Origin of the sequence: Halorussus aquaticus (assembly GCF_024218795.1) — an archaeon.
Taxonomy (GTDB): domain Archaea; phylum Halobacteriota; class Halobacteria; order Halobacteriales; family Haladaptataceae; genus Halorussus; species Halorussus aquaticus.
Genome location: NZ_CP100402.1, coordinates 146,141 through 166,872 on the forward strand (window position 1 = coordinate 146,141; position 20,732 = coordinate 166,872).

General features: G+C 57.8%; 29 protein-coding genes and 1 pseudogene. 14 read left to right on the forward strand and 16 right to left on the reverse strand.

Going from position 1 to position 20,732, the window contains the following annotated elements; translation table 11 throughout:
* Positions 1 to 9: 9 nt before the first annotated feature.
* On the forward strand, positions 10 to 339 hold the full coding sequence (locus NGM06_RS21205; protein ID WP_254270683.1) for a Cdc6/Cdc18 family protein: 330 nt from the start codon (positions 10 to 12) through the stop codon (positions 337 to 339).
* Positions 340 to 411: 72 nt separating this feature from the next.
* Here the strand turns inward: NGM06_RS21205 and NGM06_RS21210 are convergent, their stop codons facing one another.
* Positions 412 to 1,596, reverse strand: a complete 1,185-nt coding sequence (locus NGM06_RS21210) for a trans-sulfuration enzyme family protein (RefSeq protein ID WP_254270684.1) — start codon at positions 1,594 to 1,596, stop codon at positions 412 to 414.
* A gap of 218 nt (positions 1,597 to 1,814) precedes the next feature.
* Between NGM06_RS21210 and NGM06_RS21215 the strand changes: the two genes are divergently transcribed.
* From NGM06_RS21215 to NGM06_RS21230, 4 genes are all read left to right on the forward strand, one after another.
* Positions 1,815 to 2,135 carry an antibiotic biosynthesis monooxygenase family protein gene (locus NGM06_RS21215; protein ID WP_254270685.1) on the forward strand — a complete coding sequence of 107 codons (321 nt, stop codon included), beginning with the start codon at positions 1,815 to 1,817 and terminating at the stop codon, positions 2,133 to 2,135.
* A gap of 233 nt (positions 2,136 to 2,368) precedes the next feature.
* A complete protein-coding gene (locus tag NGM06_RS21220; protein WP_254270686.1) occupies positions 2,369 to 3,271 on the forward strand; it encodes a hypothetical protein in 903 nt (300 codons plus the stop codon).
* A 24-nt stretch (positions 3,272 to 3,295) separates the two neighbouring features.
* Positions 3,296 to 3,493 carry a hypothetical protein gene (locus NGM06_RS21225; RefSeq protein ID WP_254270687.1) on the forward strand — a complete coding sequence of 66 codons (198 nt, stop codon included), beginning with the start codon at positions 3,296 to 3,298 and terminating at the stop codon, positions 3,491 to 3,493.
* 76 nt (positions 3,494 to 3,569) lie between these two features.
* Positions 3,570 to 3,926, forward strand: a complete 357-nt coding sequence (locus NGM06_RS21230; protein ID WP_254270688.1) for a hypothetical protein — start codon at positions 3,570 to 3,572, stop codon at positions 3,924 to 3,926.
* A gap of 24 nt (positions 3,927 to 3,950) precedes the next feature.
* Here the strand turns inward: NGM06_RS21230 and NGM06_RS21235 are convergent, their stop codons facing one another.
* Complete coding sequence (locus tag NGM06_RS21235; protein WP_254270689.1) at positions 3,951 to 5,513, reverse strand: HEPN domain-containing protein; 1,563 nt, start codon at positions 5,511 to 5,513, stop codon at positions 3,951 to 3,953.
* Between the two features lie 233 nt (positions 5,514 to 5,746).
* Here NGM06_RS21235 and NGM06_RS21240 point away from each other — a divergent pair, with 233 nt between their 5' ends.
* The gene (locus tag NGM06_RS21240; protein ID WP_254270690.1) at positions 5,747 to 6,313 is read left to right on the forward strand and encodes a hypothetical protein; all 567 of its coding nucleotides are present in this window, start codon (positions 5,747 to 5,749) and stop codon (positions 6,311 to 6,313) included.
* A 140-nt stretch (positions 6,314 to 6,453) separates the two neighbouring features.
* Here the strand turns inward: NGM06_RS21240 and NGM06_RS24545 are convergent, their stop codons facing one another.
* Positions 6,454 to 6,726: a winged helix-turn-helix domain-containing protein gene (locus NGM06_RS24545; protein WP_497007251.1), complete on the reverse strand. Its 273-nt coding sequence runs from the start codon at positions 6,724 to 6,726 to the stop codon at positions 6,454 to 6,456.
* Between the two features lie 338 nt (positions 6,727 to 7,064).
* On the opposite strand from NGM06_RS24545, the gene NGM06_RS21250 reads away from it, so the two are divergent.
* The 5 genes from NGM06_RS21250 (at position 7,065) to NGM06_RS21270 (ending at position 9,305) form a co-directional block, all read left to right on the forward strand.
* Positions 7,065 to 7,394 carry a helix-turn-helix transcriptional regulator gene (locus tag NGM06_RS21250; protein ID WP_254270692.1) on the forward strand — a complete coding sequence of 110 codons (330 nt, stop codon included), beginning with the start codon at positions 7,065 to 7,067 and terminating at the stop codon, positions 7,392 to 7,394.
* A complete protein-coding gene (locus NGM06_RS21255) occupies positions 7,391 to 7,783 on the forward strand; it encodes a hypothetical protein (RefSeq protein WP_254270693.1) in 393 nt (130 codons plus the stop codon). Before NGM06_RS21250 ends, NGM06_RS21255 begins: the two co-directional genes overlap by 4 nt.
* The gene (locus tag NGM06_RS21260) at positions 7,780 to 7,935 is read left to right on the forward strand and encodes a hypothetical protein (RefSeq protein ID WP_254270694.1); all 156 of its coding nucleotides are present in this window, start codon (positions 7,780 to 7,782) and stop codon (positions 7,933 to 7,935) included. Before NGM06_RS21255 ends, NGM06_RS21260 begins: the two co-directional genes overlap by 4 nt.
* Positions 7,932 to 8,312, forward strand: a complete 381-nt coding sequence (locus tag NGM06_RS21265; RefSeq protein ID WP_254270695.1) for a winged helix DNA-binding protein — start codon at positions 7,932 to 7,934, stop codon at positions 8,310 to 8,312. Before NGM06_RS21260 ends, NGM06_RS21265 begins: the two co-directional genes overlap by 4 nt.
* 93 nt (positions 8,313 to 8,405) lie before the next feature.
* The gene (locus NGM06_RS21270; RefSeq protein ID WP_254270696.1) at positions 8,406 to 9,305 is read left to right on the forward strand and encodes a DUF8008 family protein; all 900 of its coding nucleotides are present in this window, start codon (positions 8,406 to 8,408) and stop codon (positions 9,303 to 9,305) included.
* An 81-nt stretch (positions 9,306 to 9,386) separates the two neighbouring features.
* Here the strand turns inward: NGM06_RS21270 and NGM06_RS21275 are convergent, their stop codons facing one another.
* The 5 genes and pseudogenes from NGM06_RS21275 to NGM06_RS21295 all read right to left on the reverse strand — a co-directional run bounded on the left by NGM06_RS21275 (position 9,387) and on the right by NGM06_RS21295 (position 11,691).
* Positions 9,387 to 9,704: a hypothetical protein gene (locus tag NGM06_RS21275; protein ID WP_254270697.1), complete on the reverse strand. Its 318-nt coding sequence runs from the start codon at positions 9,702 to 9,704 to the stop codon at positions 9,387 to 9,389.
* 134 nt (positions 9,705 to 9,838) lie between these two features.
* A complete protein-coding gene (locus NGM06_RS21280) occupies positions 9,839 to 10,273 on the reverse strand; it encodes a PIN domain-containing protein (RefSeq protein WP_254270698.1) in 435 nt (144 codons plus the stop codon).
* Positions 10,274 to 10,525 (reverse strand): AbrB/MazE/SpoVT family DNA-binding domain-containing protein, encoded by a 252-nt coding sequence (locus NGM06_RS21285; RefSeq protein WP_254270699.1) that lies wholly within the window; start codon positions 10,523 to 10,525, stop codon positions 10,274 to 10,276.
* 352 nt (positions 10,526 to 10,877) lie between these two features.
* Positions 10,878 to 11,388, reverse strand: a pseudogene (locus NGM06_RS21290) (PIN domain-containing protein).
* Positions 11,389 to 11,691, reverse strand: a complete 303-nt coding sequence (locus NGM06_RS21295; protein ID WP_254270700.1) for a hypothetical protein — start codon at positions 11,689 to 11,691, stop codon at positions 11,389 to 11,391. It lies immediately after the preceding pseudogene.
* A 295-nt stretch (positions 11,692 to 11,986) separates the two neighbouring features.
* Here NGM06_RS21295 and eif1A point away from each other — a divergent pair, with 295 nt between their 5' ends.
* Positions 11,987 to 12,271: a translation initiation factor eIF-1A gene (gene eif1A / locus NGM06_RS21300; protein ID WP_163523456.1), complete on the forward strand. Its 285-nt coding sequence runs from the start codon at positions 11,987 to 11,989 to the stop codon at positions 12,269 to 12,271.
* A 39-nt stretch (positions 12,272 to 12,310) separates the two neighbouring features.
* Here eif1A and NGM06_RS21305 read toward each other — a convergent pair whose 3' ends face one another.
* The 3 genes from NGM06_RS21305 to NGM06_RS21315 form a co-directional block, all read right to left on the reverse strand.
* Entirely contained in the window at positions 12,311 to 13,366 is a 1,056-nt protein-coding gene (locus NGM06_RS21305) for a phytoene/squalene synthase family protein (protein ID WP_254270701.1), read from the reverse strand.
* A gap of 94 nt (positions 13,367 to 13,460) precedes the next feature.
* A complete protein-coding gene (locus NGM06_RS21310) occupies positions 13,461 to 13,607 on the reverse strand; it encodes a DUF7563 family protein (RefSeq protein WP_254270702.1) in 147 nt (48 codons plus the stop codon).
* Positions 13,608 to 13,714: 107 nt separating this feature from the next.
* The gene (locus tag NGM06_RS21315; RefSeq protein ID WP_254270703.1) at positions 13,715 to 15,301 is read right to left on the reverse strand and encodes a bacterio-opsin activator domain-containing protein; all 1,587 of its coding nucleotides are present in this window, start codon (positions 15,299 to 15,301) and stop codon (positions 13,715 to 13,717) included.
* A gap of 456 nt (positions 15,302 to 15,757) precedes the next feature.
* On the opposite strand from NGM06_RS21315, the gene NGM06_RS21320 reads away from it, so the two are divergent.
* Together NGM06_RS21320 and NGM06_RS21325 are read left to right on the forward strand one after the other, a co-directional pair.
* Complete coding sequence (locus NGM06_RS21320) at positions 15,758 to 16,117, forward strand: ArsR/SmtB family transcription factor (protein WP_136718286.1); 360 nt, start codon at positions 15,758 to 15,760, stop codon at positions 16,115 to 16,117.
* The gene (locus NGM06_RS21325) at positions 16,110 to 16,955 is read left to right on the forward strand and encodes an arsenite methyltransferase (protein ID WP_254270704.1); all 846 of its coding nucleotides are present in this window, start codon (positions 16,110 to 16,112) and stop codon (positions 16,953 to 16,955) included. The genes NGM06_RS21320 and NGM06_RS21325 overlap by 8 nt, the downstream gene beginning before the upstream one ends.
* A 110-nt stretch (positions 16,956 to 17,065) precedes the next feature.
* Here NGM06_RS21325 and NGM06_RS21330 read toward each other — a convergent pair whose 3' ends face one another.
* The 5 genes from NGM06_RS21330 to arsA all read right to left on the reverse strand — a co-directional run bounded on the left by NGM06_RS21330 (position 17,066) and on the right by arsA (position 20,731).
* On the reverse strand, positions 17,066 to 17,443 hold the full coding sequence (locus tag NGM06_RS21330) for a winged helix-turn-helix transcriptional regulator (RefSeq protein WP_248653052.1): 378 nt from the start codon (positions 17,441 to 17,443) through the stop codon (positions 17,066 to 17,068).
* Between the two features lie 350 nt (positions 17,444 to 17,793).
* Positions 17,794 to 18,099 (reverse strand): SelT/SelW/SelH family protein, encoded by a 306-nt coding sequence (locus NGM06_RS21335; RefSeq protein WP_248653053.1) that lies wholly within the window; start codon positions 18,097 to 18,099, stop codon positions 17,794 to 17,796.
* 162 nt (positions 18,100 to 18,261) lie between these two features.
* Complete coding sequence (hcsS, locus tag NGM06_RS21340; RefSeq protein ID WP_248653054.1) at positions 18,262 to 18,450, reverse strand: halo-CC-star protein HcsS; 189 nt, start codon at positions 18,448 to 18,450, stop codon at positions 18,262 to 18,264.
* Entirely contained in the window at positions 18,441 to 18,809 is a 369-nt protein-coding gene (gene hcsL, locus NGM06_RS21345; protein WP_254270705.1) for a halo-CC-star protein HcsL, read from the reverse strand. The genes hcsS and hcsL overlap by 10 nt, the downstream gene beginning before the upstream one ends.
* Positions 18,806 to 20,731: an arsenical pump-driving ATPase gene (gene arsA, locus NGM06_RS21350; RefSeq protein WP_254270706.1), complete on the reverse strand. Its 1,926-nt coding sequence runs from the start codon at positions 20,729 to 20,731 to the stop codon at positions 18,806 to 18,808. The genes hcsL and arsA overlap by 4 nt, the downstream gene beginning before the upstream one ends.
* Position 20,732 lies beyond the last annotated feature (1 nt).

Sequence of the window (20,732 nt, forward strand, 5' to 3'; positions counted from 1 at the left end):
GCCATCGCGTTGCTTCGCCGGGCCGCCGAGCGCGCCGAAATCGAGGGGCGTGACTCGTTCAGTCCGGGGTTGGTCGAGGACATAGCGGACGACGCCGAGACGGAGGTCTACGAGCGCAACGTCCAGCGGTTGTCTACCCACCAGCGGATTCTGTTCGATATCGTTCGGGAGTCGGAGGAAATCGCGGCGGGCGAGTTGCATGCCGAGTACGAGGAGCGAATGGGAAACCCGAAGTCGAAGCCGACTCGACGGCGGTATCTCCAGTCGTTGAAGCGGTACGAGTTGGTCGAGCAGGTTGGGCGGACGCGAGGGACGTGCTATCGGTATTTAGAGCCGTAGATGAGCGATACGTACGAAGTGCGTATCGCTCACTGATTAACGTCTTCCCCGTCAAGAGAAACCGGGGCGTGCTTACGGTAGCGCCGTCTGGAGATCTTCACAGAGATCATCAGCGTCTTCGAGACCAACCGACACCCGGACCAACGTCTCGGGAATCTCCGCCGTGGCCTCCCCGTGACCCACCTCGTCGGGAATCATCAGCGACGGTACTTCGATAAGACTCTCAGTCCCACCAAGACTGGCTCCCGGCGTGAATATCTCAAGCCCTTTAATGAACGCTTCAAGTTCGACAAGCGTACCGTCGAACTCGAACGACAGCATCCCGCTATACCCCGACATCTGCTCACTCGCAAGGTTATGTTGCGGGTGACTCTCAAGCCCCGGATAGTAAACGCGGGCGACTTGATTGTGGTTCTCAAGGAACCGCGCGACCGCCATCGCGTTCTCCTCGTGATATTCCATCCGCGCTGGCAACGTCTTCACCCCTCGCGTAACCAGATAGCAGTCAAACGGCGAAAGCATATTTCCAAGCCCAGTCTGCTGGGCAAACGCCATCTGCTCGAATATCTCATCGTCGTCAGTGATAACGGCACCGCCGGTTGAGTCGGAGTGTCCGTTGAGATACTTCGTCGTGCTGTGGACGACGATGTCCGCACCTAGTTCCAGCGGGGCTTGGAAGTACGGACTCGCAAACGTGCTGTCCACCCCGAACAGGCTATCGTGGTCGTCGGCGATGTCGGCTATCGCCCGGACGTCGCACAGGCGCATCAGTGGGTTCGTCGGAGTCTCCGCCCAGATTAGGTCGGTATCCGAATCGACGACGGCGGCGATGTTTTCGGGGTCACGAGCGTCCACGAAATCGACATCGATGCCGAGGTGTCCGGCAGCGAGTTCCGTGAGCAGTTTTTCGGTTCCGCTATAGATGGAGTCCGAGGAGACGACGTGGCCCCCCGGAGGAACGAGCGAGAGCATCGTCGTCGAGGTGGCGGCCATTCCGGAGGCGAACGCCAATGCATGCTCACCGCCTTCGATGCGGGCTAACTGCTCTTCGAGGGTCGCCCGCGTCGGATTGCTCTCGCGGGAGTAGTCGTGTTCATTAGCTTCGTCCCCGCTGGCCCACTCGAATGTGGTCGAGAGGTGAATCGGCGGGACAACGTCGTTCGTTCCACTTCTGTGGGGGTGCGTCTCGGTCCTCGCTGCGCCGACAGCGACGGTCGCAAATCGATTCTCGTTAGACTGGTCATCGTTTCGTGTCATTGGTGGTTCACCATAAGACTCACTCGGGAGGTCGTACACCCCGATACGATTGGGTTGTGCATAGGAGTATTCTTTCTAGCGATGGATAGGTGTGGAGTTTCAGGCGAGATTGACAAGAGACAAAACAGGGTTGACGCGGGTCAACAAGTAATCTGTAGCGAAACGTTGTATCCCCAGAGAGGAGGCATTTTATCTGCGTGGGCGAGTGAGCCGTATTGATGTATCTCGTTACGTTCCGCCTCGATCCGGGAGAGTACGATGCGGAGTTCCACGAGTTGAACGACGCGATACAAGCGGCCGCCGAGGACACCGAGGGGTATCTGGGTAAGCGGACGTGGCAATCCCCGGAGAGCGAGGAGGTTCTCGTCGTATACTACTGGGAGACGTTGGACGCGCTCGAATCGTTCGGAGCAGATCCTGACCACAAACGGGCGAAACAGCGATGGACAGAGTGGTACGATGCGTACGAAGTCACCGTTACAGAAGTCGTCGAGGCATATGGGAGTGGGTTCGGTGATAACGCAGACCCGCCTGCGTAGAGCAACCGGATCACGGCGGGCGAACTGCACGCCGAGTATGCCACCGAACCGTGGCCTGGATGCAGGCGGATTGAGACAGAATCGAACCCAGAGTAGAGCGCAAACCCGCCGACCAACGCGGCCGCGCTACGCCAGCGAAATAGAGGTTGAGAAACAATAGTAGATTAGAACCTCCTATAGAGCAGATAGTCAGGGAAAGCCATTTGTCTATTTACTGAGTTTTGGCCGATATCATGGAACGACTTGCAGATGCGTACTCCACAGACAAAGCCGAACGCCGAGTAGCATTTTCTCCCCACTCCCTCGACGGCTATGCTGTAGACCTCTTCGCAATCGCGGCGGTTGCAGTCGTCCTCGTTCTGGTCATGCAGACTCGACCGAGCTTCCAGAACCAACTCGTCCTCTTCTACGACGACCCGACGCTCCACGCCTTCTACACGACACACTTCGTCCACTCGTCACCAGCACACCTCCAAAGTAACGCCGCGATGTACCTCGTGGTCGTGCCGCTCACCTATCTTATCTCCCTCCAGTCCAACCGCCACCGCGAATTCCGACTTGGCTTCCTCGCTGTCCTCTTTATTATGCCGCCGGTCATCTCGCTCGCGAGCTATCTCGGCCTCGATCTCGTCATCGAGACGATCTTCGGCTTCGACCCGAACGTCCGCTCCAGTCGTGGCTTCTCGGCGCTCGTGGGAGCGTTCGTTGGGATGCTCACGGTCTCGGTGGCTGACCTCTTCCGCAACCTCGCTCCTCGGGAAGGGTCCTACTGGCCGGTGATTGGAGTGATGTTCTGGTACGGGGTTGCGACAGCGTTCTTTAGCGTCTTCCAATATTTGGTCAGCCCGTGGACGGTGCTGCTGGTTCTGTTGCCGACTGGGTATACGGTGTGGCTCGTACGGAAGGTTGGGGTAGAGTACGGTCTTTCGGAGGGACTGCAGGAGGATGGTTGGCTCCGTGGGCAGCCGGTGACGGTTGGATTGCTGGTGGTCGGGTTTATGGCCGCGGTCTGGGGTACGCGAGGGCTACTGGCGTTTCCGTGGTTCGCGGGTGGGACGAATACGCTGTCGCACTTCGTCGGGCTTCTGACCGGCCTCGGAGTAACTTCACTAGTGATAGATAACCGAAAGAACTAGTAGATGGAGTAATATATTACCTCCATGGCCATCACCTCGACCTCCGAGGACGACACCCTCAGCATCGACCTTCCAAGCAATCGGGAATACGAGCGCGTCGAAGACGCCGACTTGGACGAGGCACTCGTGGAGGCTATTCATCGCGCTGAAGACGCACAAAACGATTTCCTCGCACAGTTACTCCGAAAGGAACTGAAGTCGCATTACTACGAAACTCGCTGACCGATTTCGTTCAGCATCTGTGATTTTATCATTGTTCTGCTAGACTTTTATTAGTAAATAGATACTAACCGTAGTTATGGCTACACACGAGCAAGATGTCAAAGAAGAGGTCAAGAACATCATTCTCGACCATCGCGGCTCGGATGACCAAATTTCGTCCCGGGAAATAAACGAACAGATTGGCGTCGACGATATCGGTTCCTTCCCGAATACCCGGGCAATCATCCGGGAGCTCATCCTCGAGGATAACATCCCAATCGCTTCTGGTGGGAACGGCTACTTCGTGATCGAGACCGAAGACGAACTGAAGGAGTACATCGAAAGCCTCGAGAGCCGAATGTTGAGTATCGCAGACCGGAAGTACGGAATTCGGCGGGCCGCTCAGGATTGGGACGGGGAAATCGAGTCGTCCGAGGATGCGGACTTGCTCTAAATCGGCGTTATATCCCGGTGCCTTCTATTCGTCCGGAGGAGTGTAACTTGACTCCAAGAGCGACTCTCGAACCATAGATGACTGCTCAAGCAAGAACCGATCGATTTTCTTAGTGACCTCCGTGGCCGACGGATATTTTGAAGGAACAAGTTGGAGGTAGGCAAGGAGAACCTCAGAATACAGCTGGCGAGCATAAGTAAGAAATCCTTGGGCTGAGAACTTTTCTCCGTTAACCTCAATAAATTCTTCAGAACTCGGTGAAGTTGGAAGTTCTTTATCATCGTGTACAACGTCACTTCGGAGTTCGTACATCGTCCGGAAGAACTCCGCCAACTTAGTGGCAGACCAACCCTTCGAATTGGACTCTCCAAGAAGGCTTGCTGCACGGAGCCCGAGCCGATATTGGTTTCCTCCTGGACTCCCCCCTGTGAGTAGTGTAGTCTCACAACCAACAACGCAGTCAATTAGCTGATCTTCCTGGGTATCTCGGCTAAACATTCGCTCAAAGCGCGAAAGAGGCTTATGGAATTCCGTGTCATCCGGTCTAAGCTGATTGCGGTGATTCTCCCAAATACGGTTGATTTCAAGTTCACGGTTTTCAGCGATTAGAGCATTCGTGGTAGAAGTCGGGCATTCAAACTCAATTTCAAAGGTAACACGACTAGCGATACCTCGATAAGTTTCCCATCCAGGCGACACGGCATATCCCTTCTCAAAACCGACCGTAGACCGAGGACATTGAAGACGAACACACCGTCGAACTGTAGTGGCAATATATCGAATGAGCGCAGTGAGCTTCTGCCAAGGATAGAAATCAGCAGGTCTGAGGTCAAACTCGGGTGATTGCCATGGGGTAACCTCATTACCTTCAATCTCCTCAGCAATACAGCGATACGGTCTTTGACGTCGGAGAACTATTTCTAATGCAGGATTAGGCTGACCAGCATTAAGTTGACTAGCTGGGTCTAAAATGTCGCTTTGTGGGAATTCAAATGTCGTAATGCCTGTCTCTTCGAGTTTATCGAGTGGTCGAATACGGAGAGTTTCAATAGTATATGGTCCTAGAAAATCTGGGTCGCCCTGCAGGTCTGGTTCAAGATCGATTGTGATGTCCGAACCGATATTGGTGTTCTTTAAACAGAGAAGAAATTGAGTTCTCTCACGATCAGTGAACCGAGGTTCGAATTGTTCATTGAACGCCGCTTCAAAAGTAGCCTCATCAAATTGCATTTCACCTTCGTAATTCAGAACAGTTCCTGTGAACTCAAATAGAGCCCGTTCGATTGATTCAATTCGGTCACCTTCCGAATACGTCTCGTCTTCAGGTGGGCTCTGTAGGTTCTCAAAGATGAATTCCGCTGCATCTGCAAATTCGCCATTGTAGAGATTATCGAAGACATCGTTGTCTTTAAGCAGGTTTCCTGGTACAGAGACCTGTTCACTTGAAGTACTCGGGAGGAGAGTGCCAGAAGATAGCTGTTGGAATGTCTCCGTGGGGATATTAGTTTCAGTTTTGATTTCGTCGATGACCGCTTTAACTCCTTTTTTAACCAGCGGACGGGCTTCGTCGAACCATTTTGGCTCCATCTTACTTACCCATCTCTGCCAGATTCCTTAACGAATCCGATTAGTTCTATCAACGTGGTCTGAGGCATTAGAGGACTGTTAGCGTTTCTGTGGTTGGCAAGTGTAGGTTGAAACGTTGTCACACCTTATCGGGCTTCTCCTAGGAATTAGGCCAAGAATTTATGACTCATGGGTTCGCCAACAATTAATTGTAAACAGACAAATTTTTCAGGTGTTGGAGGTCTTTGTGACATATGAAGTTCAAAGAGACAGACACTAATACGAAATTATTGGGTTTTTTAGTTGTTGTTATTACTTTCTACATTCTCGGAAGTCTAATACTTAAAGAACCGAAGCTAAGTACAACATCATCAAGCTTTGTAGCTATATTGACTGGACTTTACGTGATGTTCACCTACGAACTATTAAAAGAAACAAGCAAGCAACGGAAGCAAAATATTCAGCCTACCTTTGCAGTTGATATCCATAGGAACTTTGTGGAGATAAAAAATGTCGGGAATGGTCCGGCATTGGATACAGAATTAGTTTTAGAATTGGTTCCTCTTAACGGTGATGCAGAAGAAGGAAAAACAGAGACTAGTGATTTAGATATTCCTGCGGGTGATTCTATTGAATTCCGTCAAGGACCGTTTGATTCGTTCGGGGCTAATCTTTCGATGGGTACTCTTCCAAACATCGATCTCCATCTTCGTGGTAATTATTTAGATGTACATGAAAACCGGGAGGAAATACGTAGTCGGACCTATGACCTTGACCCCTATCGGGACAAGAATTATCCAATTAGCAGAAATAGGAATTAGGACGGTTAACGTGCTAACCTTGAACCGGAGTCTATGAATCTATTTCACTATTCACCCCGGATTCTTATTCCTGCTTAAGAAACAGTCACCAGGTTCCCATTCTCTATACTCCACGACTTCTCGTGAAATGAGCGAGCAATTTAGTGATCGCCGGATTCGTCTTCTAATTTGTTCGCGTTAAGGTCGCCAGCGAGATATTGTCGACCTTTCTCCGAGATTTGATAGTAACCGTCTTGGACGCGTTCAATGAGGTCGTTTTCGAGGAGTACAGCCACTCGTTTATTGACGTAATTTCGCGTATATTCCGTATTAATCGCAATAACGGCTGGTGAGAGGATTAAATCACTCTCCGCGAGTGTCTCAAGGATTCTATCGTCTCCTTGAGTCATCCATGACACTCGCGGTCTACGCATTTTCTATCGATTTCAGAAGCCGAGTCATATCTCTACTGAAAACCCCTGAGTACGAACACAGGCAATGGATTGTAGTCCATCGTTTGATGGAATAGATTTATTACCCCCTGCTGAGATGTCGCGACTACGGAAGCAAATCGCGGACCCGTCGCTCCCCCGATGGGTCGCACTTGAAAACGATGCGGACCCCGATGCTGGTGACATCGGGTCCGCGTGAGCCTCCGTAAAATGGGTACGGAAGCCATGTACGCAATCGCTACGCGGGGTCTTGAAAGCCCCGAACGACCGACGGAATCGTCCGCGAAACGAACGCCGACCGGAACCGAGGTGACCGCGGCATGAGCGACACTGCCGCGGTCGGGTTTCCCGAGTTCCATTCGTTCGAGCGTGACCTCCTGTTCGCGGTCCACGCGCTCGAACGCGACGGCGACGCCCCGCATGGTCTCGCCATCAAGTCCTACCTCGATGCCGAGTACGACGAGGAGATTAACCACTCGCGGCTCTACCAGAATCTCGATGCGCTGGTCGAGCGCGACCTCTTGACGAAGGGCAAGAAGGACGACCGGACGAATGAGTACGCTACCACTGACACTGCCGAGCAATTGCTCGTCCAGCATGCGAAGCGTCGCGCCAACGCAGTCGGGCTACACAGGGGTGACCCGAAATGACCCAAGCCACCGAAGGGTTCGGTCCGGACCTCGAAACTGCAATCCCCGAAACCTTCGATGTGTGCGACGACTGCGGGACACCGACGATTCAACTTTCCTCTCATACGTGCCCGGACCCGGACACCGTCCAAGAACCGACGCGCGAGGACCTCGACGCGCGTATCGAGAACGATCCCTACCCGGAGCAGGAGACGGTCCTCGTTATCGAGACGACGGGCCAGCGGTCGTACGCCTACCACGAAACCACTGATTCGGGAAAACCACTCTGTCCGGTCAACCATGACGGACTCAAGGAACTCCCGCGCACCGAGGCACAAGCACAGCGGTACGCGCCCTGCCAGTTCTGCCACCGCATCCGTGACGCCAACCGGGAGGTGACTGACCAATGAGTACGACGACTTTGGAGGACGGCGAGTGTCCGGCGTGCGGGTCACTAATTCATGCCATCGCCGCCAACAGCCCCACGGAGTGTATGGTCCAGCCGTGTGGCTGTACCATCCCCAAGGGTACCACTCCCGGTTCCGGAGGTGAGGGTCGATGATCGACCAAACAGCAGCCGACCTCACCAGCTACAAACGCGACCTCTTGCTGGCAGTCTATCGCGCAAACCAAGCCAACGAGATACCTGTAGGCGCGGACGTCAAGCGGGAACTGGAAGCGCTCGGCCAGACCAACACCGCGGGCGGGCAGTTTTACCCGCGATTGAACGAACTGGTCGAACAAGGGTTCCTCACCAAGAGCGACCATCCGGACGACGCCCGCGGATTCACCTGCAGTCTCACCGAGGAGGGCAACACCGTACTCACGCAGTTGTTCGTGCGGAACGCCATCTCGCTCGACATCGACGTGGCCGAGTTAGACCTACCAGCGGAGCCGCCACGGCCCGGATTACGTCTACACGGGCGAACACGCGGGTAGCCTAGACACCCCCTTAGTCGTCCGTTGCGCTGACGCGCACGCTTAGCAGACGGTATCGCCAGCCAACCACCCAACCCACACTCCCGAGAACTGATGACCACCGACACCCCCACCGTACAAGGACTCCCCGAACAGCTCGCCGAATTCGTCGAACACCGAATCCACGAAGCGACCGCGGACTTACGGGAACAGATCAGCGACCTCGAACGCGAAGCCAAGGACCTCCGCGATGAACTCGCCGAGGAACGCGACGCGCGCCGCGAGGCTGAAGCCCGACTTGCCGATCTCCAAGAGGCAGTCGAGAACGAACATGACGCCCGACTCAGCGCCCTCGAAGCGAAAGCGAACGGCACTCGGTCGATGATCGCCGAGCTACAGTCTCGAGAACTAGAGAAAGGCGCGCATCTCACTTACGACAACGTCGAGGCGAACATCATGGATGAGCTTCTCGATGTAGATGGTGACCGCATCGAACGCATCACCAAAGACGACGACAACCAGTACGCTCGCCTCCCCGGCGAAGAGGACGCGCTCGATCGGGGTGGTGCAGTTGCTCACTCGACCGCGGACTTACTTCCGATTCAACGTCTCGCCCGCTACGACGACGAAATGCTCGCCAATGTCACGAACCGGAAGCCGGACGAGCTTGCGGCGAAGGCGTGGCGAGAACGCGACGACCCCGGCCGCTACCAACTCTGGACGTCTGGCAGTAGCGGGTGGCGTGTCTACCTGAAGTCCTCAGACCTTGCTGATTGGATCCGCGCCCATGAGGAGGGCGTCTCGAAAAACTACGCCCAAGAACTCGCCCGGCGCACGCTCGACGCCATGCAGGAACTCAGCAAACATCGACTCATCACCACCCAGAAGAAACGCACAGCGGATGGTCTCACCTACAAGGAGAACGTCGTAGTCCTGAAAGACGACGTGGATCTACCGGGCGAGTCGTCGCTCGGTAAATCGGACGGTCCGGCAACAGACGAGGTGGCCGGATAACGGAGTGGCCGGACCTAAACACATCCCGAGAGGGACACGTCTCTCGCACAACCGACCGTAATCGGCCGTGGTCTGGAGCCGTCACGACGTGTAGACCACCCCCATGGGTGGGTCCTCGTGGCGGTGACACCCTATGGTTACCTGTCGGTCTCTCAGTTCCAGCGGTGTCCAGCGGTAGACACGGACGGGGTGAACTGGAGGAGGGACCGCCAACAGCGTTTGTGGCCGGAGAACGTACACGGAGAGGGTTACACTGGTGTATTCATGGTTTTCCGGGTGGGCATAGCTGCCGTTCCGAACACGAACATCACCGTTCTGGAGTTCGAACTCAAGTGCTTTGTACTGGGCGTGCTTCCGGACTCTACTCGTCGTCTCGAGTCTTGCAAGTGGCGTCGTCATTGTGGTCGTGAGACACCGAGAAGGCGAGTGCCCCGCACCCGCCAGGGGTAGAAAAACTAACCGACCGGCTCTATTGAAGCGGCTTATCTACAAATGAACAACCCGAGTGTCTTGGGGCTTGACTACGAGGTGATTTATTTCGGGTCGTACGGATTTGTCGCAGTATCGAGTCGGTAGACATCGTCAACTGCATCGAAGTCATCATCGAAGGCGTAGAGATACCCTAGCCCTTCTGTTTGCATGTAGGCGACGATACACGCATCGACGAGCGAGAGTGCTTTGTGTTGTCTGAATAGTGCTTTTCCCGTCGCAAAGGCATCGGTAGTTAGTGACCCGACATGGAAGCGGGCATTCTCTTCAATTCGGTCAAGAAGATCGACGGCCGCATCGTGACCGGCGTGGGTGGTGAGTCCGTTCATCGTCTCTGCCAGAACGTAATCGAGAATGACTGCCTCCGGCAATGATCCGTCGTCAACGCCACGGAGGATGGGGAGCGCAGTATCGTGTGCGTTATCTCGTCGATAGGTCGCTGCGAAGAGGACCGACGTGTCGAGTAAGGCCTGAGGCATTTATTCGATGTCGACGCCCCAAGTGTCGTGGTCGGTAGTTACGTCTGTTTCTGTGTCTCCGTCGTAGCCCTCGAAGTCACTAAATGTGCCTGTCCGTTGCTGAATGACGTGGACGCGGATACTGCCATCCTTTTCGATGTGCCAGCGCAGCTGGTCACCGTCGTCAATTCCGAGTTCTCGCCGGATTCGGGCAGGGATGTTCGCTTGGTTGCCCGAGACCTTGCTCTCGGCGTCGACACGGTCACTACTCATGGTCAATAGAGGGAACTCTATCGTTAAAAAGGTAGTGTGGAGACACACTATGTTCTGCTTGAGGCAGCAAGTATAGTAGGATTTTGATAACAAACACGTCTCCGGTGACCATCTCTCTTTCTGCGTGGAGAGAATCCCGCCGTTTACGGCGGGAGTGAATCCGACAATCGCTTGGAGACTCCACCTCGAAAAAGGAGTAACACCGCCCGATACAGCGTCGCGGCCGAACGTCCTGTCCGCCCGTGACTCATAGGTTCTCGCGGTCAACAAAATCGCGATTAACGAAAACGGGAAACGAATCGAGACAGAAACCAGTTCTCACGCAACAGAGTACTATTCAGAGGCGTGGTACTCACGACTCGTCGAGTAACGAGCGTACTCGCCGGACGTAGCTGTTCGTCTCCCAACTTCGAGCAGCGCTCATCTCGTCGAGGAGCGTGCGCGCTTCGTCGGGCGTCAATCGGTTTGTTCGAACGAACACCGAGAGTAGCGTGGACGTCGTCACGAGTCGTGTATCGGCGAGCAAGGCGTGAATCAGCCCCAGACTGTTGAACTCCTCGCAGAGGAAGAGCGCGGCGTCGATTTCGTTCGCGAGCGTAACTGCGGCGTTCTCACCGTCGTCGAGCAGAAACTCGGCGTCGAGGTCCAGTTCGGACTGCCAGTTCCGCAGTTCGGTCGAGGACCGCAGTCGCGGCCACTCCGTGTTCGTCGTCGTACGACGCGATCTCTTCCAGTTCTGCGATGACCTCGTCCGGGACGAACACGTCGTAGCGGTCGAGACAGAGCGCGAGTGGATTCAGAGTCGTGTTTGGGACGATACCGAGGCTCACGAGCGCCGACGTGTCTGCGACTAATCCGGGCATCTATAGGTCGGCGACCTCGTCGACGAAGCCCTCGTCCAGTTGCTGTTTCAACACGCGGAGGTTGGCCGCTTCCTCGGCCCCGACGAGCGCTTTGAGTTGGTCGTAGCTGATCTCGTCGTCGTAGTAGGCGGCGGCGATTTCTTGGGTGATGGTATCGTCATGTGCGGCGTCTTGGAGGTACTCACGAAGTGCGGTCACGAGTACGTCTGTCCGGTCTTCCCCGAGGACCGTGGCGAGTGCGTCGGCCCGGTCGATGAGGCGGTCGGGTGCCCGGAACTGCACACGCTTCTTATCGGTGTTCATCGTGTGTACATTATGAGCTAGCCTACTTGAGAGGTTTTCGCGCGTACGATGTGAGCCAATCCTCGGACGTCTCTACGTCTGTTCGACACCCCGTATTCCACCGCACTGGAGGTCGCCGAGATGCTATACGCGGACTGCTCGACCGCCTACCGGACCACCGATACGCTGCGGGAGGAGGGAATCATCGAAGAGGTATCGTCCGGTCACTGCGATGCGTATTCGTCTCGCTGAAGAGGGTGTGCCGTGACACCAAACGTATCGGATGCCTTTTCAGTGCGACGCTCTACTATAGAGTATGAGCGAAAACTCGGGCCGGCGGAATCTCCGCATGCCCAACGATGACGAGTTGTTCGGCGTTGTTACCGAACACAACGGCGGCAACCACGTGCGCGTCCAGTGCGAGGACGGGCAGAACCGGATGGGTCGAATCCCCGGACGGATGAAGTACCGAGTCTGGATCGAACAAGGCGACGTCGTCCTCGTGGAACCGTGGGACTGGCAAGACGAGAAGGCCAACGTCGAATGGCGCTACACCCAGCAGGACGCCGACCAGCTCCGCGCTGAAGGCCACATCGACTAAGCTCAGTTTTCTTCTACCCTGACCGATGGACCGATCCGGTTACTCGGACGGTCCGACGGGCCAACACGACCGGAGGCGGTTCACGACTCGTTCGAACGGCCTCCGTATCGAACGCGCGTCCCGGTAGCCTGCCGTCTCGGTCTGCGCCGAGGAAGCAGGTGATTCGGTCCCGCCGTCCGGGTCCGCTTCGGCTTCCGGCGAGATTGCGCTCGCCCGGTAGAAGGCCGCCTCGGGGTCGTCCTCGCGTCGCCAGTACCACCAGGTCCGTGCGACGAGACGGAAGTAGTCCCCGAGGCCGAGACTCGGCGTTCCGGAGAGGACGTCGTACTCACGCTCGCGGACGAGTCGGTGATACTCGGCGTACAGAACCGCCGAAAGCAACACCGGGAACTGGCAGTCTTCGGGCAGGTGCGCGATGCCCGCGACGCCCTCGCGGTAGCGTTCTTCGGTCCGACGCAGTTCGCTGCGAACCGCCGCGGCGACGCTCTCAGAGTGGCGCAGGTCGGCGATATCGTCGGTCGAGACCCCGTACTCTTCGAGGGTCGCCCGCGGGAGGTATATCCGGCCGTAGTCGGTGACGTCCTCCCGAACGTCACGGATGAAGTTCGTCAACTGGAACGCTTCGGCGAGTGCCTCCGCGTGGGGGCGGGCCGTCTCCTCATCCTCCGGACCCATTACGGCGAGCATCATGTAGGCGACGGCGACCGACGACCCTCGAAGGTAGTCGGTCAGGTCGTCGTAGGTGTCGTACACCTCCGGTTCCACGTCGGCCTCCATGGCGTCGATAAACACGTCGATCTCCTCGTCCGCGATGCCGTGACGCTCGCGCGTCTCGTCGAACGCCGAGAGTACCGGGTCGTCGGTCGGTCGCTCGCCGGTAGCCATCGCGCGCATCCGGGCGAGTTCGGCCCGGAGTTCCGCCGGGGGTCCCGGGTCGGGGTCGTCCACGACGTCGTCAGCCATCCGGAAGAACGCGTAGAGTACGTACGTCGGATGGCGCGCTCGCTCGGGGAGGAATTTGGTCGCCACGTGGAACGTCCGTCCGGTCCGTCGTTGTATCGCGCGACTCGTCTGGAGTTGTTCGTCAGTTACCATTCGTGTAGCCTCCATCTTCGACTATTCGTAACACTGAGACCGGCGTCGAACGACAGTGGCCAGCCTGTTCGCTGCCGAGTGGACGACGTGAGAATCAGGAGTCGGCCCTACTCAGCGTCACTTCGGCGATTCCCGCGTTCGCCGAACACTCGGGGCAGGCCCGTATCTGTCCGCTCTCGTCGGCGAAGACGCGCACGAACGCGTTCGAAACGTAGCTCCCGCAGTGATTACATGTCGGCATGGTTGGTCCCGGGAACCCCGTGTCGTCCGCGAGTCCACCGCTGGACCGGGGTTCGGTGTTACTCCTAACTGACGAGAGAGAAGCCAAAAAAGAAACTACCTTACTAGTCAGGCGTCGTCGAAGAACTCTCCGATGAGCTTCCGCTCGGCCGCCCGAAGGTGCTGGTGAAACGTGGCGCGCGAGACGCCCATCGACTCGGCCAGTTCGTCTCCCGTCGTCGAGCGGTTCGGATCGTAGTAGCCCCCGAGGTAGGCCTTCTGCAAGGCCGTAATCTGACGGTCGGTCAGGCGTTCTTCCAGACCGCCGACGAACTCCCGCTTCGTGTCGGCCGGGCGTTCCCGTTCTCGGAAGGCGACGAGTTCACTCCCCGTAACGCGGTCGCGGAACGCCTCGGTGACCGCTCGCGAGTCGATACTCGGGGCGAGTTCGAACGTGAGTCGGGCGCTCCCGTCCTCGGCCACGATAGAACGCGTTTTGACCCCTCGTTCGGCCAGTTCGGCGACGACCGAGCCCCCGCCGATTCGGAACTCGAAGAGGTTCGACTCGTCGTCGCCGCTGACCACCGCCGCGTCTTCGACTTCCGAGATGCGCTCGGCGATGTCTATAATCGTCGCCGGTGGGGCGTCCGTCGTGAAGAACATCGAGAGACCCGCACCGTCCGAGTTCACCGACCCCCGATATTCGAGTCGGCAGTCACACTCTGCGGAGAGTTCGACGAAGAACAGCGTGCGGTCGGCCACGTCGAACTCGAGTTCGACGACGTTGTCGGCCGTGAGGACTTCCCGGCTCTCGCGTGCGTTGAGCGCCGCCCCGACGGTGCGACCCAGCGCTTCGAGGACGACCGTCTCGCGTTCGTCGAACGCGTCCCCATCGTGCGAATAGACGGTCAGTACGCCGTAGACCGTATCTCGGTCGGCGATAGGGACCGCGGCCATCGACCGCGCACCCGGAATGCGGTCCGCACAGGCGGTGTCATCGACCGACGACGTCCGAACCGACCGCGTGTCGAACGCGCGGGCCGTCGTATCGTCGGCGTAGACGTCGATTTCGACTCCGTCGAGCGACTCCCCCTCGCCAGCCCACGACGACGGGACGATACGCTCCGAGACGAGGTCCAGTTCGCCGAACCAAGCGAGCGCGTACGGGTCGGCCGCGGCGAGACGCTCGGTCACCTCGCGCACGGCCTCCTCCTTCGAAGCCGACCGCATCAGCGACTCAGTGACGTCCTTCAGCAGTCCGTTTATCCTGCGGACGAGGTGTTCGAGGTCTCGCTTTCGTCGCTCGACCTCTAATTCCGCCTCCTTACGTGCGGTGACGTCGTCCTGAAATCCGACGAAGTTGGTGACCTCACCGTCCGCGTTTCGGAGTGGAGCGATGGTTATCTCGTTCCAGAACGGTTCGCCGTCCGCTCGGTAGTTCACGAGTTCGACCGACACCGGTTCCTCGGCGTCGATCGCTTCGGCCATCTCCGCGACGGCCTCCGGTGCAGTCTCCTCGCCCTGAAGGAACCGGCAGTTGTGTCCCACGACCGTCTCGCGCTCGTAGCCGGTCAGGCGCTCGAACGCCTCGTTGACGTAGATCAGCGGATTGTCCTCGCGGGACGGGTCGGAGATCGTGATTCCCACGGGCGCTTCGTCCATCGCGCGTTCCTTCAGTTCGAAATCGACCTCGCGCTCCCCCTCGGCGTCGGCCATGCGTCGGCTAGTCGGACGCCCGGTTTGTATGTTCCCCTCGACGCGACAGTCGCGTCGGACGTGACCGCTCCAGCTACGCCAGTAGACCAGTAGTTCGGAGCAGTATCCTCGGCAGTGTAGATTTACCGTCGGACGCGCGTCTCCCTCTGTCACGGGCACGTATACTCCTGTCTGGCGTCGGTTCTCTCCACGAAGCCGAAACTTCTACCGGAATGCCACAGCCAGCACAGAAGTTGAGACTGGAGCTCTCAATGCATACGCATTCAGCACACATAATCCCGAACGTGGATTTTACTTCAGACAGTTTCGTCGATGTACTCGTCTTTCTAGCGCACTGATTTGGGATTCAAATCGGTGGTGTTGAGGCTACACCGAGGGTCTAAGATGATTCTACAGTTGCGAATGGTTCCGTCGAGGAAAACATATTAGTATTTGCTTGTATAAGCTGAACCTGATATGGTAGAGGACGCGATCGTTGACGGAACCGCGGAAGGGACTGCTCCCTGCTGTGCACCGCCCGGTGATGTTGACTCAGATACGATGGCGACGGATCTCCAAGTGCTGACCGCGATGGGGAACGACACGCGATACGAGCTGCTTCGCCGAATCGCGAACGCCGACGACGGCGTCTGCGTCTGTGATCTCGAAGCCGCAGTCGGCGTCAGTCAAAGTGCCGTCAGCCAAGCACTCTCTCGCTTGTACACCGCACAATTGGTCACGCGCCGCAAGGAGGGGTCTTGGCGGTACTACGAAACGACTGAAACGACCTCAGCCCTCCTCGAAACGCTCGACGACCTGCGAGGAACCTATGAGTAACGATACTGAGACAGCGACCGGTGACCCCGATCCCGAGGAGACTCGTCAGATGGTGCGCGAACGCTACGGGACTATCGCTTCGGATGACCAAGACTGCTGTGGCGATGTCGGCATCGATGTCACCGACGACGGTGGGTGCTGTGACGGCGACACGGACGCGACCGGGAGCGAACGCCTCGGCTACGACGCGGACGACGTCGCGTCGGTCGCCGACGGTGCGGACCTCGGCCTCGGGTGTGGAAACCCGAAAACGTTCGCCGAGATGACGCCCGGCGAGATAGTGCTCGATCTTGGCTCCGGTGCGGGCTTCGACTGCTTCCTCGCTGCACAGGAGGTTGACCCGGACGGACACGTCATCGGTGTCGACATGACCCCGGAGATGGTCTCAAAAGCGAGAGAGAACGTGACGAAGAACGACGCCGACAACGTCGAGTTTCGTCTCGGCGAGATTAGTCATCTCCCCGTTGCTGACGCAACCGTCGACGTCGTCATCTCGAACTGCGTCGTCAATCTCGCCCCGGAAAAACAGCGCGTGTTTGATGACGCCTACCGGGTCCTCAAGCCCGGCGGCCGCCTCGCCATTTCAGACGTCGTCCAAACCGCGCCGTTCCCGGACGATGTTAAGATGGATCCGGACTCGCTGACTGGCTGCGTCGCTGGGGCCTCAACGGTCGACGCCCTCGGAGCGATGCTCGACAGTGCCGGCTTCGAAGCAATCGAGATAGAGCCCAAGGACGAGAGTACCGAGTTCATCAGTGACTGGGATGCGAACCGGGACCTCGGTGACTACCTCGTATCTGCAACCATCGAGGCCCGGAGACCACCTCGCGACGTCTGACTCACTTCGAGTACTGCTGGGTTCGACTACTCAAGCATTCTTGCAGGCGAATTAACCGAACCCCTACGAATCATCAAACCGATCGAGAACCGTCTGATCTCGATATTGAACTACTGAACTGTCGCACATTTCGACGACTCGTCCGTGGTTGCACACTCGCTTCCGTCGGAGCACTCCGCAAGACCAATCATTCCTTCCATCTCTTCGAGGAGTTCGACGAATGCGTCCCCATTCTCGGTCAGTTCGTACGTCGTCGAGGGCGGCGTCGTCGCTTCGACGTGCTTCTCGACGAAGCCGTGACACTGTAGCTCTTTCAGTCGTCGTGAGAGCATCGTCGCCGTCACGCCGTCGATGGAGCGCTGCATCTCGTTGAACCCGTATTGTCGATCCGAAAGCAACCGCAAGGCGTGAAACGCCCACTTCGAGCCGAGAATCTCTCGCAGTTGGTGCCACGACTGCTGCCAATCAGACACGTCGGTCGTCTTCATACCCGCTAATGGGCGTGCAAACACTCGAAAGTATCGTCAGTGGCCTCTGTCAGCTGTCGCGCTCACCCGTCGTGAATCTGTAGGCGAGGACACTCATCAGGAGCGAGATTCATTCCCTCCAGGTTCGCGAGTGGACAGCCACAATGTTCGCACTTGAATTGCTTGGCACCAGTCGCGGCTTCGAGTGCTTTCGTCTCGAGCCGAGCGAGTCTATCAACAACTGCACGACCCGTTCCGTCCTGGCCGGCCACGAGATGTGGGCACGCTGTCTCGACGTCCGGGTGGGTTCCTCGACAAATAGCTTGGTCGAAATCATCGACACGAGTCTTGCTCATCTGTATAGATCGAACTCAACAACACCCAGGACTGCAATCATTCGAATCGGGAACCTCGTCGACGAGTTCGCGGGGATCACAGTCACAGTCAGAGAGTTGCCCACACACACCCTCCATAATTGTCGTGAGGTCGTACTCGATCTCGTCGACGTCGAAGACGACAACGTCGTCGACTCGAACTTCGAAGATGCCGTCCTCGCCGGGGACCAGTTCGACGCCGTCCACTGTTTCGCCACACGACTCCAGAATCTGTGTCTGCGTTTCCGTTGCGCGGTCGATGAAGCCACACGGGTCACAGTATTCGACTTCGACGCTTGTCATCGGAGTATCACAGGAACCACTACGTGGACGGCCCCCATAAGATGCCAGTACCCTGGTACGAAGTACCTTTCAGCGCTGAAACCACCCGTCGAATGTGCTATCACGAAGAATATATATCCGCATACAAGCGCCGGACGAGTACCGGCCTCTACATGGGAATAGTCAGCAGCAGTCGTCGGTACTACAGACGCTCCCGTAGTTCAGGCCAGTCGCTTCGCTAATCGCGTCGTTGTACTCTTTGAGCATCGTCTCGAACTCAGATGACGCTCCGTCAGGCTGACTCTCTGCCAGTTCCTCGCCGAACGCTTCGGCAGCGGCCAGTACTTCCTCGTCGGTCGCGCTCAACAGCACCCACCTCCAGTTGACCGGGCGAACTTGCGGCCGATCTGCTCACTGATCGCGTCGTTCGTCTCCTGGAGCAGATCGACGAGCGTCTCCTGTGCGTCCTTGTGTCGCTGGATGGTCTCGTTGTCCGCCATCTCCGATTTGAGCTCTCGCAGCTCGCTCAGCAGCGACTGATCGTATCCATCGCGTTGCATCCGTTGCTGTTTTTCCCGGTACTCCTCGAGGAGTGCCGTCGCTTCCGAGTCGTTCTCGAGGGCTCGGCTGGCTGCCGTGAACTCCTGATAGGTTTCGGAATCGGTGAGCATTTCGACGAACGTCTGGAACGACGCTTCGACTGGCTCCTCGTCCGAGCGAACTTCACTCATGAGATCGTCACCTCCGGTTCCTTCTTCGGGAGAGCTGACAAGCCAGTGATCTCGTCGCCGAACGAGCTCAGTTCCTCGAATCCGACTGGCTCGTCCCGGCGCAGTGGTGCGAGCATCATTGGCGTCTCAAAGCGGTCCTTGATCTCATCGAGGTAGTTCTCCTGCTGTGCCCGCCGGTTCGCGAAGAACGCGTTGTCGCCGTATTCCTCGGGGAGCAGGTAGTTCGCGACGACGAACGCTGTCTCGATACCGACCTGGTCTTCGAGGTCCTCGGCCGCGCGGTACGCCTCCATCATGGGCGTGTACTCAGGATACATGACGAACGCGAACGAAGTCCGTTCAGGGTCTTGCATCGTCTCGATGACCTCGTCGTACTGGTCGCCCTTCGCTGGGGCGGCACCCTTCGTCAGCGAGCCGAGGTCCATAAATCCCTTCCAGTCGGAGGGCAACTCCAGCAGGCGGAGCGTGTGCCCCGTCGGCGCGGTGTCGAAGACCACCACGTCGTAGCCGTCTTCCTCGAAGTAGCTCACGAACTTCTCGAGCGCCGCCATCTCCTCGGCACAGGGTGACTCCAGTTCCTCCTCGACGTTCGCGATCGCGGCGTCGACATCGATCTGGGTGTCCTCCTTGTCCTCGTACATCTCAGTGACGTGGTCGAGGACCTGCGTGCGGTACTCTTCGAGGGCCTTCTCCTGGTCGATGCGGGCCGCGTCGAGGTTCGCCTGGCTCACCGACGTCGGTTCGTGGCCGACCGGCTCACCGAAGATGTCCTCGAGGTGGGCTGCCGGGTCCGTGGTCACGACGAGCGTCTCGTATCCCGCCTCCGCGAGCTTCGTCGCCGACGCCGCGGCGATGGTGCTCTTGCCGACGCCGCCCTTCCCGGTGAAGAACAGGTACCGCGTGTCGTCGCCCGGCGTCACTCGGTCGGCGACCGACTCTGGGTCGGCCAGCGCATCGACGTCGACCGACTGGTCGGTCTCGACGTCGGTCGCCGAGCCGACGTCGACGATAGCGTTCTCGCCGTCGTAGATGACGCCCGCGACGTCCGACAGCAGGTCGAGGCCGGCGATTTCGCCAGGCTGGAGGGGATAGGTTGCCATTGCGTCGGCGTTGAACTCGGTTTCCGCGCGTTCGATGGCCGCCTGTTCGTCCTCGCGTTTCCCCTCGAAGAAGGGGTCCTCACAGACCGACTCGGGGAGGTAGCCGTTGACGACGAGCATCTGGGACTCGATGCCGAGCTCACCGAGGTCGGCGGCACTGCGTTCGATCTCGTCGAGCGAGGAGTCTTCGGGCTTGCCGACGAACCCGAAGGTCGTCCGCTCAGTGTCCTGGAGCGTGTCGATGGCCCGCTCGTACTGGTCTTTCCTGTCCTCCATCGAGGCCGCGGGGCCGATACAGGTCGAGCCGCCCTTCTCGAGTTCAGCGTTCCAGTCGGAGGGCAGCTCCATAAGCCGGATGGTGTGGCCGGTCGGCGCGGTGTCGAAGACCACCACGTCGTATTCGGGGCTGTCCATGAAGTCGACGAAATTGTCGAAGGCTGCGATCTCGTCGACGCAAGGACTGTTGAGTTGCTCTTCGATAGTCTCGATCTCCTCGTCGTCGAGCAGCTGGCGCATCGGTTCGATGGTCTCCTGGCGGTACTCTTCGGCCGCCGTGTCCGGGTCGATCTCGATGGCAGAGAGGTTCTCGATGCCTTCGATTTCAGTCACCTCGTGGCCGATCTGCTGGCCGAAGATGTCCGAGAGGTTCGGTGCAGGGTCAGTCGTCACGAGCAGCGTCTCGTAGTCGTTATCGGCGAGCCACGTCGCAGTCGCACAACTGACGGTGCTCTTGCCGACGCCGCCCTTCCCGCTGAAGAAGACGAATTCTGTGTCGTCACTGCTCGGTTCGACGAGCTCTCGTGGCGTAGTGTCCGTACTCATC